Below are 15,791 nucleotides of genomic sequence, written 5' to 3' on the forward strand. Positions count from 1 at the left end.
AATTATTTTCTGCTAACATTATCTTATAAAAACTTTGGTAGAAACATTTTACGAATTAAAAAGCCGAAAAATGACTGGACTAAAATTAGGTCTTACCTAATATTAGTACTAAAATTTATTAGATAAAATGCGATTATAATTTGCTAAAACTTGTTAGAAAAATTAGCTGTATTTTTGAGATGATATAAAACACCGGTTTAACCATAATAATGAAACGATTAACGAGCAAATAGTAAGGAATAAGACATGCGCTTGAACGCTGCGATGCAAAAAATACACGAACGCGCGCCAAAACTTGGCAAAGCAATGTCGCTTACCACAGCGGCCGGAGTCATCGCTGCCAATAGTTTTGGCGGCAGTATTCCATTATGGCTTATGGGCGTTGGCAAAATTATCACGGGCGCTCCTATCGCTGATAGGACGGTAATAAAGATTGCCGAGCACTGGATTGGTAGCAATAATGCTTTGATTGATACCATATTGCCGCGTAAGGATTGGCGCATTCAATTGCCGGATGATGTACATATGGACGGTAAATATCTGCTGGTCAGCAATCATCAGTCTTGGGTAGATACCAGCATCGTGCAATACATTAGTGAAAAACGCTTACCACTGACCCGGTTTTTCACCAAGTTTGAGCTCATCTATATTCCTATCGTTGGGCAGGCATTTTACTTTTTAGATTTTCCAATGATGCGGCGCCATTCTAAAGAAGCAGTTGCTAAAAACCCAGCGCTTAAAGGCAAAGATATCGAAGAAGCCAAGCGCGCTTGTGCATTATTAAAGGACAAGCCGTTTACCTTGTTGAATTATTTGGAAGGCACGCGCTTTACCCAAGAAAAACATGATAAACAAAACTCACCCTATACCCATCTATTAAAACCGCGCGCTGGCGGTTTGTCGCTGGCGATTAACGCCTTGGGAGCTGATATCGATGGTATCTTAGATATGACCATCGTCTACCCTGACGGCGTGCCAACCTATGGCGATTTGTGGAAAGGCAATATCAAACGCTTAGGCGTCGATGTCCGCCATATTGCCATACCCGATGCGCTGTTTGCCGGTATTCAAGGCGGCGGCTACGAAAACGATGAGACCGTTAAAGCGCAAATGTTTGAGTGGGTCGAGCAAATTTGGCGTCAAAAAGATCAGCGTATTACAAAAATGTTGGCGGAATTTGAGAGTCATCCGCAAGCGGCGCATCAAAGTGAATAAAAAAGGACATTAAAAAAATTGATTAAAAAAAGCCATTAAAAATTATGGCTTTTTATATAAAAAGATAACGGCTAAAATACCAAATTATAATGGTTGATGGCTTGTTTTTTGGCATGATTCATTGATAATGTGAATAACCATTAAAACTTGCCGCTTATTTGGTAGTGATTGGCAAAAGACTACTTACTACCAATGCCATTTACTACTAAATAAGGTATGACTGTGCCCGCCTCTTCTACCCGTGCGCCGATAACACCAGCGCCTCTTCAGTCCTCAGACCTACCCAGCAGCCCGCCGCCAAGACCGAATCGTCCCAAGCCCAATCGCTTGAAGCTGACCTATGATATCTTGATGCTCATCGCCATCAGTATTGATTTATTTTTAATCAGTACTGACGCTATTTTGATGAGTAACTTTAGTAGTAATGCCGCGCAGTGGTTAAGTATGAGCGAGGCATTAAGCTGGTATCAAAACCATATTCATGACTCGTTACGGACAGCGGGCGGTTTTTTTACCCTATTCTTGATTGCCGAGTTGCTATTGCGCTGGGCAGTTGCTATTAAAGAAAAGGTGTATTACCGCTGGTTCTTTTTCCCTTTTGTGCATTGGTATGAAGTGTTAGGCTGTTTTCCGCAGTTGCGCGCGCTGCGTTTATTTCGCGCCGTGATTATCGGGCGCCGCTTATATCAGCTAGGTTATCAAGTACTGCCACAGCCGTGGATTAATCGCATTAATTTTTATATTAATTTGCTGTTAGAAGAGCTGTCTGATCGCGTCATCTTAACGACCATTCAGACTTTTCGTCAGCAGCTGACCGATCCCAAAACGCATAAATCTTTTATTGAATCCACCATTGCCCGCAATCGCAATGAGATTGAAGCGGCGATATTATCGCTACTGCGTAAAGAGTTGGCACCCAAACTCCAAGCACTGACCGAGTCATCGGGCGGCGGCACCATTATCGCCACTGAAATGGGCAATGCGATTAAAGAGGGGTTGGCCAATACGCCTGAACTACGCCGCTATCTGCGTATGATACCCATTGCTGGAACGTTAATTGAGTCGCAGCTACAACATGTCGGGCATAATATCGGCGAAAACGTGGTATATGCACTGAATGAGCGCCTGCTTGACGCCGAACGTATTGACGCGTTAATGGTTGCTATTGCCAGCGGCGTTGCTCAAATCGATACCGACAACAGCGCCCTTGATACATTAATCTCAAGCATCATCGCCGATGGTTTAGACGAATTTGAAGCCCAAATAAAAGTGCAGCAGTGGAAGCATCAAGACATGCTTAATTTGTAGTGTTTTGAATGAGAACCAGATTTTTTGACAATCATACTTTTGATATGCATATTTTTGAAGGCCACACTTTTAATAATTAGACTTTGATGCTATATGCCGAGGCAAAAACGGCACATTGAACACCGCAACACGACCATTTTTGAGGATGTATATTATGACGATTTCAGACAACAATCAGCAGGCGCTTGACTCACCTGAAATACCAGCTTTGGCATTTTATGGCAAAATGCTAACCTTTTCACGGCTGCAGTTTAGCACCGATGATTTTGCGGCGATTGCCAGCCAACTTGAAAGTACTCTGAGTAATAAAAATAGCAATATCCCTGTATTGATTGACAGTGAAGTCGAGCAGGATTTAGCAGCATTGGTAGAGCTGCTTTGGTCGTGGGGTTTGCAGCCTATCGGCGTGGTCACAGGCTTACTTGATAAGCAAGCACGTCAGCTACGCTTGGCGATATTTCCAGCGGATGGCAAACGTATCGAGCGTATTTTACCCAGTAAAAAAGCCACTACACAGTTAAGCCAAGTAGCGGCTTCTAAGGATAGCGCACAAACGACACCTGCGAACGATTCTGTCAGCTCTACTACCGATAATTCTGGCTCAGCTGTAAATAGTCAAGCTGCTGCCACTACCGAGGTAAATGCAACGACTGAAACCACCTTGACGGCAGAGACGCTTATCAGTGCCGAGCATATTACCAGCTTGATTTATGATCAAATGCTGCGCTCGGGACAAAGTCTCAACCATGTCGGTGGCGATTTGATTTTAACCAACAGTGTCAATAGCGGCGCTGAAGCGATTACTGACAATAACCTGCACGTTTATGGTCGCGCTCAAGGTCGTTTGGTCGCAGGCGCGACGGGTGATAAAGACGCGCGTATTTTCTGCCAAGTCTTTAATCCCTCTCTGGTCTCAGTTGCTGGCACGTATTGCTTACGTGATAACCTACCCGAGCACGTGATTGATAAATCGGTTGAAGTGCGTTATTTAGAAGGTCAGGGTTTAGTCTTTACGGTCATGGATAACGCTTAGGTTTTATTTGCTCTTTAGACGACTCAAAGGCGTCATTTCATCATTATCAGTTTGAATATATTTGATGATAGATGATAAATTGACGTCTAAATAGCATAATTAATATTATAGTAAGTTTACTTAACAAAACTGCGCTATGATGGATTGTTAGCTCTGCCACTATTTACGCTAGACTATAGGCGCGAATATTGAGCGCAGATAATAGAGGGCGCTTCGGCTCCCTATTTAGCTGATATAACCATTATCTGTAGGCAGCTTTTGTGCTTAAATACGCACTGGCTATAAGTTTTTATATATTTATGCTAGGCTTATGCTCGCAGATAGCACATCTTGGCTAGGTAAACGCCGAGCAATTGTGCTACTTTACATCTATACTGTTTCATCTAAAATGTTTTAATTAATAAATATCCCATCAATTCATAGGAGTGTGCCATTGTGGCGAAGATTGTTGTAATCACTTCGGGTAAAGGCGGTGTGGGCAAAACCACGACCAGCGCTTCTTTTGCCGCCGGTTTAGCATTACGTGGCTATAAGACAGTTGTTATCGATTTTGATGTAGGCTTACGTAATCTAGACTTGATTATGGGCTGCGAAAATCGAATTGTTTATGACTTTGTCGATGTTATCAATGGCAATGCCCGCCTGTCACAAGCGCTGGTAAAAGACAAGCAACTAGAAAATTTATATATCCTGCCTGCCAGTCAAACGCGTGATAAAGATGCATTGACAGACGACGGCGTTACAGAAGTCATGGATGAGTTGTCAAAGCAGTTTGACTATATTATCTGCGACTCGCCTGCTGGTATTGAGCGCGGTGCGCAGCTGGCGATGTATCATGCAGATGAAGCCATCATCGTCACCAACCCTGAAATCTCTTCGGTACGTGACTCGGACCGTATCATTGGTATCTTGCAAAGCCAAACCAAAAAAGTGATTGAAAATCAGGGCACGGTACGCGAGCATTTAATCATCACTCGCTACAACGCCGACCGTGCTGCCGCTAACGAGATGATGGATATCGATACCATCTCTAACGATATTTTAAAAGTGCCGTTACTTGGTGTGGTTCCTGAAAGCCATTCAGTGCTGGAAGCGTCTAACCATGGCGAGCCTGTGATTCATTATACCGACTCAGTGGCTGGTCAATGTTATGACGATATCGTCGCCCGTTTCTTAGGAGAAGAGCGTCCATTACGTCATATTGATGTGAAGAAAAAGAGTCTACTACAGCGCTGGTTTGGGGGTTAATGATGAGTAAGAAAAAAGGATTTTGGAGTAGCCTATTTGGTACGGATGACAGCAGCAGTGCTGGCAGTGCTAATATGGCAACTGAGCGCTTAAAAGTTATTGTTGCAAGTGAAAATCGCTTGAATAATCGCTTGACCACTGACCGTATCGAAAAAATGAAACGTGAAATACTAGAAGTGGTTAATAAGTACGTCAACGGTGTACAGATTGATGATGTTAATATCAACCATCGCTCTGAAGATAGCCTCGATGTGCTTGAGATGAATATCAGTTTACCTGAACATAAAAAGTAAATGACATAACTTTATAGTATAGCGTTTGATTATATAAATACTGGTACGAAAAAAGCCCTAAGTATTAGACTTAGGGCTTTTTTATACGCGCTCTTCCCATTTTTAAGTCGTTATTTTATACGCGCCATAATATTGTCTTTTTTGATAAATTGATGATATAGCGCGGCGCCAATATGCATCAAAGTAAAAACAATTATCATCGGCCACAAAATATCGGTATGCCAGTCATTAAAAAGCCGTGCCAACCCTCTATCGGGGGTGACAAAGACAGGGATTTGAAATAAACCAAAGACGTCAACTGCTCGGCCGCCATATACCGACATCAGTAGTCCTGCCATAGGCATCGCAATTAATAACGCATATAAAGCAAAGTGGGATAATTGTGCAAGCAGCATTTGCCATTTTGGCATTGCCAACGCTGGCGGTGCTTTAGTAAAAATACGGCTGATCACGCGGGCAATCATCCAAAACAACAAACTGACCCCAAATGCCTTGTGTAATCCGATATAGACCTTACTATCAAGATTGTCATATAACAGTATCATGATCCAAGTGATCAGTAATAATATGGCGCTAACCCAATGAAAGATTCGACTAGCAACCGACCACTTTGTCAGATTTGAATGGATATTATTCATAGTATATTTTATCGCTTCCTATTCATCGATACTTATAGGCGCTGGCTGATACGGATCAAATGACAGTGTTAAAAACCTACTAGCTGGTAACGGGCAAATAAACATAATAACTATTTGTGCCAGCTCAAGGCTAATAACTTTTTTTAAAGCTAACACTAGAGTCCATGATAAAAAGCGTAACCATGAGCAAATTAGCTATCTAAGTCAACCAATTGATGGGCGATTTTATCCAAATCTGGCACCATGTAAACCGTATCATCAATCATCACCGCTTGGAAAAGGTAGGATAGCACAACATCTTCTTGGACGCGCTGCTGAACGGTATCAGTTTTGCTGTCGGTTTTGATAAAGTGCTCAGGCAAGTCGATATCTTTGACGTCGGAGATACGCGCCTGTAGTTGGCGGAGCTCGCCTGCTGTCTGTAGCGCGATACGATGCGCGGTGGTATTGCCTTCTAAGACAATCATCTTTTCTGGCGTTTGATGGCGCGGTAGTAGATGGAACACAGCGACTTCTTGTTGTTGCCACTCATACGTCCATGTATGTTCACTATACTCATCGACACTTAAAATCAAACTACTAGGGATAAGCCAATCCGGTTGTTCGGCTGCTGGAACAATCGTTACGTCGAGCATACCATTGTTGGTGGTCAATAAGCTCACGGCTTCAAATGAGTGCTTTAGAATCTGTTTCATATGTCGCTCACAATAAATGACTCTGAAGAGGCGGGCATCGCCCTTTCAGCAATATAATGGGTAAGTTTTTCTGCTAAGGCTTTGGGACTGCCAACAAACTGACAATAACCTGAATCAATAATAGCTTGCGGCTGACTTGGACAAGCGCTTGAGATTGGGTCTTGCGCCCACAATTGACTGTCATTGTCTTGGATTAAGTCCAAATACTGCGAACCATCATTTCCCATCCCAGAGAAAATAATATTGATAAGCTCACTGCCATAAACATCACTGGTATTTTTCAGGATTTGACCGATAGCGGGCTTATAATCGCCCTCCCACGCTTGATCTATTAAGATAATACGACCAGTTGAATCGCAAACAATTTGTTTATCAATGGGTACAATAAGGCATTGCCCGCCGCGCAAACGCTGTGATGAGGTAATCAGCTGACAGCGCCAGTCATTATGGCGATTGAGTATGCGTGGTAGCGTACCTATCATCGCTTGGTTAAAATGATGAGCCAGTAAAATACTCACAGGCAAGGCTGGTGACAAATGATCTAAAAATTCTGGTGGTGTATCAAAAAGTATGCTGAGGAATTGAAGGAGGGGTGACAGCCGAAGCAAGATGATATATTTGAGGTTATGAAGACACAAATAGAAATCAATTGCCCCGACTGTCACAGTTCCAGTTTAAAGAAGAATGGCATAAAAAGCTATGGCAAGCAGAATTACCAATGTAAGACTGCAAACGCCAGTTTATTGGCGATCATGCCTTAACTTATAATGGCTGCCACTCTAGAATAGAAGACCTCATACGGCTTATGACGGTTAGGGGTTGCGGTGTTAGAGATATAGCCGTTATTGCTTCTGTTAGCATGGGCAAAGTGCTTAGTACCATAGGTTCATCCGTTTATGAGATTGCTCCTAAAAAGCGCTACTATGACCGACTAGAGGTTGATGAGTTCTGGACTTACGTGTACCGCAAGAAACGTAAAGTCTGGCTTATTTATGCTTATGACCGCACTACTAATGAGATAGTCGCTTATGTCTGGGGCAAACGTGACTTAAAAACGGCTAAGAAGCTAAGAGATCGCCTTAAACAGCTCAAAGTCAGCTATGACTCTATTAGCATGGATAACTGGGACAGCTTTTTAACGGCTTTTAAAGTTGACCACAAACGTGTGGGTAAACAGCATACAGTAGGTATAGAAGGCAATAACTGTCGCTTGAGGCATCGATTACGTCGAGCCGTTAGAAAAACCTGTTGTTTCTCAAAAAAGCTCGACAATCACTTTAAAGTATTCGATCTGGTATTCTTTTATATTAACTATGGTTATGTCTGATGCCAGCATACTTTTTAGAACACCACCTAATATTTTTATAGCAGGTCTTTAACGGGCTGCTATTCACGTTACTGATTATTTAGCGATACTGGTTAATCGCCTCAAAAAGCTCATCTTTACTAAATGGCTTGGTCAAATACTCATCAGAACCAACAATGCGCCCGCGAGCTTTATCAAACAAACCATCTTTCGATGACAACATAATCACCGGTTTGCTCGCATAATCTGGATTATTTTTTATCAAGGCACAAATCTGATAACCATCTAAACGCGGCATCATAATATCTACGAAAATGATATCTGGATTGTTATCAACAATCTTCGCTAAGGCATCAAAACCGTCAATCGCGGTGACGACTTCACAACCTGCTTTTTGCAATAAAGTTTCTGCGGTACGGCGAATGGTTTTTGAGTCATCGATTACCATTCAAAATCAGTAAATAAGAGTAATCATTTCACCGCCTCATAATTCCCTATATAATAAAAATTCGTTGACAAGGGTGATCGCTATGACAGGTTTTATAGATTTAAGGCGTTTGAGGGCTAAATTTTCAAGCACCATACTTTTAGCTTTTAGCCCATTAAAAAAGAGTGCGTATCTTTTGGGCGCGGCGCTGCTTATCGCCTGCCAGCCCTCCCCGCCTACGTCAGAACCTGTCACAGCTGAAAATAGCGAGGCCTTTGACACGCCCCTGCTCATACGTGCTGATAGCATTACGATGACCCCTGATCATATCCTAAGCGTCAAACCAACCCGTTATCAGCCGAGCCTTGGCTTAGAAGGTGAGATTGAGCCTATCAAACAGGTAAACCTAATTGCTGCCCAAGCACTGACGGTAGAGCAGGTGTTGGTGAAAAAAAATCAACGGGTCGAAAAAGGCGCACCATTATTCACCGTTCGACGGCAAGCAGCGCCTATTGAATCAACAGAGTCATCTGAACAAGCCGATGATGAAGTAGCAACTTCCTTAGAAGTAGAAGATGAAGTAGTAGATAATAAAGGTGCGGCCACTGAACCAAAACCGTCTGCCGTCAACAGTACTCAAGCGGCGCCAAAAGATTCCACTGCTAAGAATTCAGATAACATAAAACCCAGTACAGAAAAAAATGGTGAGGATGTTAAAGGAAATTCTGCTAGTGCTAGCAATAACGACTTAGACAATAACCAAGCTTCTAAGCATACAGAAACGGCGAATAATTTGATAACGGTACGGGCAAGCTTCGCAGGTCATATCGAAAAGCTATACGTCAAAAGCGGCCAACAAGTAGCACCGCGTCAACCTCTTTTAAAGCTTAGCGACGGGACGGAGCTGCATTTTAGCGCAAGCTTACCGATTGAAGCCAAATCACAAATCTCCGTTGGACAAACGGTTAACTTCACGGCGGAAGGCTTGATAGATAAATTTACCGGTCAGGTCAGTAAGCTGACAGTCACTGAGTTACCAAAGCAGCTATTGGTTTATGTCAATGTGGTTGATAATGAAGTCAGTCGCAACCAAATACGACCTGATATGCAGGTGACTGGGCGCGTTGACTACGGACAAATAGAAGTTGGAACCATTGTTCCTAAGCGCGCGCTGCACAATGTTGACCTAACCGTGCTGCACAAACCGCCTTATAAGCCGCTGCGTCCTTTGCATGCTAACGTTTGGATTATCAAACAAGACCAGCGTTTGACGCGCCAGCCCGTCGAAGTTATCGAGTATGACCCCTTGACTAAGCAGTATTTAATTGCCGGTATTACCAATGACAGTTTGATTTGCTTGGCAAACTTACCGGTGGAATCTGAAGGAAAAAAGGCGGTAGTTTCATAAGCGCCAAAGCTCGTAGTTACATTGTGTAGAAACATTAACAAAGCCTATCTTGTTTAATAACATCCTGTTTAGGCAATATAGCGTAAACTAATAGGGATTACGCTTTGAGTGAGAATGAACTAAGAGTTAAGGGCTTTGAAAATTTAGGGCATGCTTATTTACAAAAACAGTTTTATAAAGACAGCATTTGTAGATAGGCACTTTTAAAGCAGTATTTTTAAACAGCATTTTAAACAAACTATAACAACAACTAGAGGAAAAATTATGAGTAAGCAAATTTTATTAATTGAAGACGATCCAGATTTAGCCGAATTAATCAGCGATTATCTGACCATGAACTATTATGATGTACATCATGCAGGACTAGGTCAAGAAGGTTTGGACTTGTTAGACGCTAAAGAGCGTGACATCGATTTGGTGGTGCTAGATTTGATGCTGCCTGATATGGATGGCATGCAAGTTTGCCAAAAGATACGTGGCAACAAAAACAACATGACCAATAAAGTGCCGATTATTATGCTAACGGCGAAAGGCGATACCACAGACCGTGTATTAGGTTTAGAGATGGGCGCCGATGATTATATTGCCAAACCCTTTGAGCCGCGCGAACTACTCGCGCGTATTCGTGCCGTCATTCGTCGTCATGAGCAGCCAAATCAAGCTGACAGCCAGTCAGATAGTTTAACGTTTGGGCGCCTAAGCGTTTTTCCTGACAGTCATGAAGTCACTATCGATGATCAACCAGTCCGTTTGACGACGCATCAATTTCAGCTGCTGCATTACTTTGCTACCCACTCGGGCAAAGTGTTAAACCGTGAGCAATTATGGCAAGCGATGCCAAACGATGATAGCTCGGATAATATTGATCGCGCCATTGACGTGCATATTTCGCGCTTGCGTGCGTTAATCGAAGACAATCCGCGCCAGCCAAAACGTATCATTACCGTACGCGGTGTGGGTTATCAATTCGCTACCGATCAGGTATAGTTAGCACATGCAATCAAACGCTATTAAACTAAGCCCGTATTGCGATAAACTTATTAAAATAAAATGAATAAAATGGTTATAAGCGTTTGATAATAGAGATGATTTAATGCAACAACTGGGTTTTCGTTCCGTATTTGCCAAACTATTTGCCAGTGTCATGCTGGCACTTATTTTATTTGCGGTAGCGATGGTGTTATTGACCCAGTTGGTACATGACAAAGACGCTGGTATTCGTTCAGAAATCTTAGCCACGCAAATTTTGGGTCAAGTCGACCCATTTTTGCATGAGCTAAATATTGCTGTCAGTAAAGACAACCGTTTACAAGCGCGCTTTATGCTAGCGGTGGTCAAGAAAAGCTTTGATATTTTTGATGAATCACTGCAAGCAAAAATGGGCCTATATGACAATGAAGGTCATTTGCTCATGCAAAGCGACAACAGCGATTTGCCATTAGAATTGCCTGCGCCGCCCTCGCTATTAGCGCGCGTCTTTCCCTCATTTGCCGAAACCTCCCCAACCAAGCAAGCCCAAGTTTATAGTAGCACCGGCTATACGCTATTATACGAATCACGCCTGCCGCCTAAAAAACCTGTCCTCTCTGCCGCCTTAAATTTATTTACTGGTACGCTATTGCTGCTGCTTATCATGGCAGGGGTGCTTTGGTGGATTGCGCGTACCATTACTTGGCGTATCAATCAGATGAGCCAACAAATGGCGCAATTGGGCGACGGCGACTTTACGGTGCGAGTCAATGCCCGCGGTAATGATGAGATTGCATCGCTTGCGCGCGGCTTTAACCAAGCAGCACAAAAAATTGAACACCTAATCAATGCCAATAACCTGCTATTGGCGCACGCCTCGCACGAGCTGCGTACGCCCATCACCCGTATTCGCTTACAGATTGAGATGATGGATATGCTGGCGGGTGCATTGCCGAGTGATACCAAAGAAAAATTTGATAAGCGTGCCCAAGCTATCAATCGCGATTTGTCTGGATTAAACGATTTGGTCGAGAGTATTTTGCTGGTCAGTCGTTTAGATGCTGGACACGCGCTACAACAAGTTGAGCATTTGGACTTATATGATTTAGTAAACCAAGAACGCCAGCATTATCCTCAAGCAACCTTGATTGGCGAGCATATCGTTATTGATGGCCAATCGTCAATGCTGACCCATTTAATTCGTAACCTATTGACCAATGCTATGTTGCACGGCAAGCCGCCAGTTACAGTATTACTTTACGGTGTGCAAACGCTGGATGAAGCCGACGCTATTCCTGATTATCTTTTGCAAACCATACTGTGCAGCAGCTTTGTCGATTATAACAGCCCAGACTTTGATTACGATGAAGAAGCGCCTCATAGTAACCATGCGCTTGAAACCAGTCAAAATGTACAACCAAATGATGACGCCACAATTACTAACGATAATATTGTTCCTAGCGATAATAAAGCCACCTCAACATCAACTTCGACAGAAGAAGCATCGACCGCAGCGTTATTACCAGCGCCAGTGATTTATAAAAATGGTGAAAGCATCACTGTGGATGCTGAGATTGATGGCAATACGAATAGTGATAACAGCACAGATACTGATAAATCAGCGACGGCAAAAACTATTGACTCATCTAATGAGCGAAACAATGACCTAAGTAGCACCACTGAGACCGAAGCCGTTGTTGAACCGTCGTTATTACTTACCTATCAGCGCTTTACTACCGATTTGACAGAAAAAATTAAGAAAGTTATTTGGCGCGCGGTTCCTGAACAACAAGAAACATCCATCGACGACATCGATGACAAGACTATCAATAAACAGATAGAAGAAGCGGATAAAAGCGTTAGTACTGAGAAGGATGACGCCAAAAGTGCCTCCAAAGACAATAATAAAGAAAACAGTAATAAAGAAAACGGCGACACGGCAAACGCTACCCGCAAAGAGGGCATATTTAGTAAGCATCTCAAAAAGCCGAAAGCTGAGCCAACACGCCCGCTACCGAAATTTGCGGTGCTGGCGGTGATTGATGAAGGCGAAGGTATCCCCGAAAATAAACGCGAAGAAGTCTTTAGCCCCTTTGTACGCTTACAGCAAAAAAACAAAGGCTCAGGGCTTGGCTTGTCGTTGGTTGCTCAAATAGTAACGGCGCACCAAGGCCGTATCATTACAGATACCATCAATGGTCATACGCGATTTTTAGTGGTATTACCCGTTAAGCACGACCCTCATTATCAGCATGACAGCCGTCACTAATCTCATCAGCTAACCAAGCTACAGCCAAGATTATCCGTTAATCATGGATGTCCATATCCAAAACGCTGCATAATATGCTATATTAGCGCCCCTTATTATAGGGTTATTGAAGGTTGATTTTAATTTGCGCACAAATACGCAAAAGAGCCTGCAACCGCTTCATAGCCATTAAAATATTTATTAAATTTTGAGCATTCCATGAGTGACATGATTGTCTTAAACGATGTGACCAAAAGCTTTTTAAGCGACCGGTCTATAAAAGATAAAGACGGCAAGCCACATTGGTTTACTGCGGTTGAGCCGACATCTTTAACGGTAAAACAAGGCGAAATCTTTGGTTTAATGGGTTATTCGGGCGCGGGTAAGTCTACCTTATTGCGCCTAATTAATTTACTTGAGCGCCCAGATTCCGGTCAAGTCATCATAGATGGTACCGATTTGACCACCTTATCGGCCAGTGATTTACGTATCGCTCGCCACAATATCGGTATGATTTTTCAGCAGTTTAACCTGATGTCCAATCGTACTGTCTATGATAATGTCGCCTTTAACTTAACGGTGGCAGGTTATCCGCGCGCCGATATTTATAAGCGGGTGATGGACTGCTTAGAAATCGTCGATTTGACCGACCGTGCTGGGCACTATCCTGCGCAGCTATCAGGCGGACAAAAACAGCGTGTTGGTATCGCCCGTGCGATCGCGCCGAGCCCAAAAGTATTATTGGCTGATGAGCCGACCAGTGCGCTTGATCCTTCAACCACGCGCAGCTTATTGACTTGTCTGCGTGATATTAATGAGCAGCTTGGCGTCACCATTGTCATCGTCACCCATGAGATGAGCGTCATTCGTAGGCTATGCGACCGCGCCGCGTTGTTACATCAAGGGCAGTTGCTCGAGGTTGCCGATATCCGCGACGGTCTGATTCAGGCCACGACCCCGATTGGTAAAGGCTTGGTTCATGAAGATTAAGAGGCAGGAGAATAGACATGTTAACTGGTGCTGAATTATCCGCCTCATTGGACAAGCTGCTTGCGCTACGTAAAGAAATTTTGCAGGCGTTTGTAGATACCTTTATTATGCTAGGTATCTCAACGACGGTCGCCATCGTCATCGGCGGTCTGTTTGGGGTATTCTTGTTTTTATCCAGTGATCGGCAGTTTTTGCAAAATAAAACCTTGTATGGTGTCCTTGGTGCGATCACCAACTTTATGCGCGCCTTCCCGTTTGTGATTTTGATGATTGCCATGAGTCCTTTTACCAAAGCCATCGTTGGTACTGGTATTGGACCGATTGCTGCATCACTAGTACTGGCGATTGCCGGTTCCTTTTACTTTGCGCGTCTGGTCGAGCAAAATCTGCGCGAAGTACCACGCGGCATTATTGAAGCAACGGAATCGATGGGCGCCCGCCCCTTGACCATCATCAAAGTATTGCTCAATGAAGCACGCTCGGGTTTGGTGTTGTCTGTGACCATTTTATGTATCAGCTTACTGTCGTTTTCGGCGGCGGCAGGTATGATTGGTGGTGGCGGTTTGGGCGATTTGGCCATTCGTTATGGTTACTATCGTTATCAAACTGAGGTGATGGTCTTTATCGTCGTGATGCTATCGATTATGGTTATCGGTATTCAGGCGTCTGGTAATTGGATCGCCACCCGTTTGGATAAACGTTAAGGCAAAAACTTAGACTTCACCCTCTCTATTATGGTGATTTCACCTTTTATTTTGAGAGGCAAAGACTGTTTAATATGAATAATACTCAAGGTTTAATGCCGATTCATCCTAAGCAAATGCTTGACTTTGTAACTGATTCCCTTTAATTTTGATACTATCTTAACAGCCTTTAACTTAGCAGCATTACTATTCATAATGTTGCTTTTTTAATGCGGATTTTTACTGTTGACATTTAATCCCTATTCCCTCCCCCTTATTAAGGAAGTTTCATGAAATTAACAGATATCAGCCGTCAACTCGCGACCGCATTGGCCACCGTTGGCGTATCAGGCCTTGTATTGGTCGGTTGCAACAACTCATCAGCGCCAGAAGCTAGTAAAGAGCCAGTCACTGAAGGTGCTACTGAATCAACGACGACAGAAACGGCAGCGGGCAACGATATCGATCCTGAACATAGCAAGATTGTGATCGGTACCACTGAAGGCGATTTTGCTGATATGGTTCGTAACCAAGTAAAAAGCTCGTTAGAAGCGCAAGGCTATGAAGTTGAGCTGGTCACCTTTACTGATTATGTACGTCCAAACATTGCTTTAGCTGATGGCGATTTAGACATCAATGTCTTCCAGCATAAGCCTTATCTTGATACCTTTAAAAAAGAGAACAATCTTGATTTGGTTGAAGTTTTCCAAGTGCCTACTGCGCCACTTGGCATCTATACTGGTAAAAAGACCAAGCTTGACGAAGCCTACAAAGGCATGAGCGTTTCTGCGCCTAATGACCCAAGTAACTTTGCTCGTGCATTGGTCATGATGGATGAGCTTGGCTGGATTACGCTAAAAGACAATATCGATCCACTGACCGCCTCAAAAGCTGATATCGCTGATAATAGCAAATACGACATCAAAATCGTTGAGCTAGAAGCAGCCCAGCTGCCACGTGCGCGTGATGAAGTAGACTTTGCTGTTATCAATGGCAACTACGCGACCGATGCGGGTATTAAGCTGACTGAAGCGCTATTTCAAGAGCCAAGCTTCGCTTATGTCAACTGGTCTGCCATCAAAACTGCGGATAAAGACAAAAAATGGGTCAAAGACGTGACCAACGCTTATAACTCAGACGCCTTTAAAAAGTATGCTCATGATAGCTTCCCAGGCTACAAATACCCAAAAATCTGGGGTGAGAACACTGCTACAGCCCCTGCAACCGCTGCTACTACAACAGATACTGCACCAGTTACCGAAGCTGCTGCTCAATAGTTAATATTAACCATTGTAAAAACGATTAATTCGGATAAATAAAACGTTTTTAC

The 15,791-nt window shown here is 43.3% G+C and carries 16 protein-coding genes; 12 read left to right on the forward strand and 4 right to left on the reverse strand.

The window, feature by feature from the left end:
* Positions 1-246: 246 nt before the first annotated feature.
* From CXF58_RS02280 to minE, 5 genes are all read left to right on the forward strand, one after another.
* On the forward strand, positions 247-1,215 hold the full coding sequence (locus CXF58_RS02280; protein ID WP_102076444.1) for an acyltransferase: 969 nt from the start codon (positions 247-249) through the stop codon (positions 1,213-1,215).
* Between the two features lie 216 nt (positions 1,216-1,431).
* On the forward strand, positions 1,432-2,523 hold the full coding sequence (locus CXF58_RS02285; RefSeq protein WP_228706513.1) for a hypothetical protein: 1,092 nt from the start codon (positions 1,432-1,434) through the stop codon (positions 2,521-2,523).
* 154 nt (positions 2,524-2,677) lie between these two features.
* Positions 2,678-3,556: a septum site-determining protein MinC gene (minC, locus tag CXF58_RS02290; RefSeq protein WP_102076446.1), complete on the forward strand. Its 879-nt coding sequence runs from the start codon at positions 2,678-2,680 to the stop codon at positions 3,554-3,556.
* Between the two features lie 435 nt (positions 3,557-3,991).
* On the forward strand, positions 3,992-4,804 hold the full coding sequence (gene minD, locus CXF58_RS02295; protein WP_068408121.1) for a septum site-determining protein MinD: 813 nt from the start codon (positions 3,992-3,994) through the stop codon (positions 4,802-4,804).
* A 2-nt stretch (positions 4,805-4,806) separates the two neighbouring features.
* Complete coding sequence (gene minE, locus CXF58_RS02300) at positions 4,807-5,097, forward strand: cell division topological specificity factor MinE (protein ID WP_068408119.1); 291 nt, start codon at positions 4,807-4,809, stop codon at positions 5,095-5,097.
* Between the two features lie 110 nt (positions 5,098-5,207).
* Here minE and CXF58_RS02305 read toward each other — a convergent pair whose 3' ends face one another.
* The 3 genes from CXF58_RS02305 to CXF58_RS02315 all read right to left on the reverse strand — a co-directional run bounded on the left by CXF58_RS02305 (position 5,208) and on the right by CXF58_RS02315 (position 7,095).
* Positions 5,208-5,735, reverse strand: coding sequence for a cytochrome b (locus CXF58_RS02305; protein WP_102076447.1), 528 nt, complete (start codon positions 5,733-5,735; stop codon positions 5,208-5,210).
* Between the two features lie 191 nt (positions 5,736-5,926).
* Positions 5,927-6,430 (reverse strand): hypothetical protein, encoded by a 504-nt coding sequence (locus CXF58_RS02310; RefSeq protein WP_102076448.1) that lies wholly within the window; start codon positions 6,428-6,430, stop codon positions 5,927-5,929.
* The gene (locus CXF58_RS02315) at positions 6,427-7,095 is read right to left on the reverse strand and encodes a chemotaxis protein CheB (protein WP_228706515.1); all 669 of its coding nucleotides are present in this window, start codon (positions 7,093-7,095) and stop codon (positions 6,427-6,429) included. Before CXF58_RS02315 ends, CXF58_RS02310 begins: the two co-directional genes overlap by 4 nt.
* Here CXF58_RS02315 and CXF58_RS02320 point away from each other — a divergent pair.
* Positions 7,057-7,757 (forward strand): IS1 family transposase gene (locus tag CXF58_RS02320; RefSeq protein WP_416375564.1). Its coding sequence is split into 2 segments (ribosomal slippage): positions 7,057-7,153 and positions 7,153-7,757, totalling 702 coding nucleotides; the frame shifts between segments, so codons are not numbered across the junction. The genes CXF58_RS02315 and CXF58_RS02320 overlap by 39 nt on opposite strands.
* Before the next feature lie 79 nt (positions 7,758-7,836).
* Here the strand turns inward: CXF58_RS02320 and CXF58_RS02325 are convergent.
* On the reverse strand, positions 7,837-8,184 hold the full coding sequence (locus tag CXF58_RS02325) for a response regulator (RefSeq protein ID WP_102076449.1): 348 nt from the start codon (positions 8,182-8,184) through the stop codon (positions 7,837-7,839).
* A gap of 82 nt (positions 8,185-8,266) precedes the next feature.
* Between CXF58_RS02325 and CXF58_RS02330 the strand changes: the two genes are divergently transcribed.
* The 6 genes from CXF58_RS02330 to CXF58_RS02355 all read left to right on the forward strand — a co-directional run bounded on the left by CXF58_RS02330 (position 8,267) and on the right by CXF58_RS02355 (position 15,738).
* Positions 8,267-9,571 carry an efflux RND transporter periplasmic adaptor subunit gene (locus tag CXF58_RS02330; RefSeq protein ID WP_102076450.1) on the forward strand — a complete coding sequence of 435 codons (1,305 nt, stop codon included), beginning with the start codon at positions 8,267-8,269 and terminating at the stop codon, positions 9,569-9,571.
* 264 nt (positions 9,572-9,835) lie between these two features.
* A complete protein-coding gene (locus tag CXF58_RS02335; protein WP_068403530.1) occupies positions 9,836-10,558 on the forward strand; it encodes a response regulator transcription factor in 723 nt (240 codons plus the stop codon).
* Positions 10,559-10,664: 106 nt separating this feature from the next.
* On the forward strand, positions 10,665-12,809 hold the full coding sequence (locus CXF58_RS02340) for a sensor histidine kinase (RefSeq protein WP_068403533.1): 2,145 nt from the start codon (positions 10,665-10,667) through the stop codon (positions 12,807-12,809).
* 198 nt (positions 12,810-13,007) lie between these two features.
* Entirely contained in the window at positions 13,008-13,778 is a 771-nt protein-coding gene (locus CXF58_RS02345; RefSeq protein WP_068403535.1) for a methionine ABC transporter ATP-binding protein, read from the forward strand.
* Between the two features lie 17 nt (positions 13,779-13,795).
* Complete coding sequence (locus CXF58_RS02350; protein ID WP_068403538.1) at positions 13,796-14,482, forward strand: methionine ABC transporter permease; 687 nt, start codon at positions 13,796-13,798, stop codon at positions 14,480-14,482.
* 269 nt (positions 14,483-14,751) lie between these two features.
* Positions 14,752-15,738 carry a MetQ/NlpA family ABC transporter substrate-binding protein gene (locus CXF58_RS02355; protein WP_102076451.1) on the forward strand — a complete coding sequence of 329 codons (987 nt, stop codon included), beginning with the start codon at positions 14,752-14,754 and terminating at the stop codon, positions 15,736-15,738.
* The last annotated feature ends 53 nt before the right edge of the window (positions 15,739-15,791 follow it).

The organism is Psychrobacter sp. Sarcosine-02u-2 (assembly GCF_002836335.1).
In the GTDB taxonomy this organism is placed as follows: domain Bacteria; phylum Pseudomonadota; class Gammaproteobacteria; order Pseudomonadales; family Moraxellaceae; genus Psychrobacter; species Psychrobacter faecalis.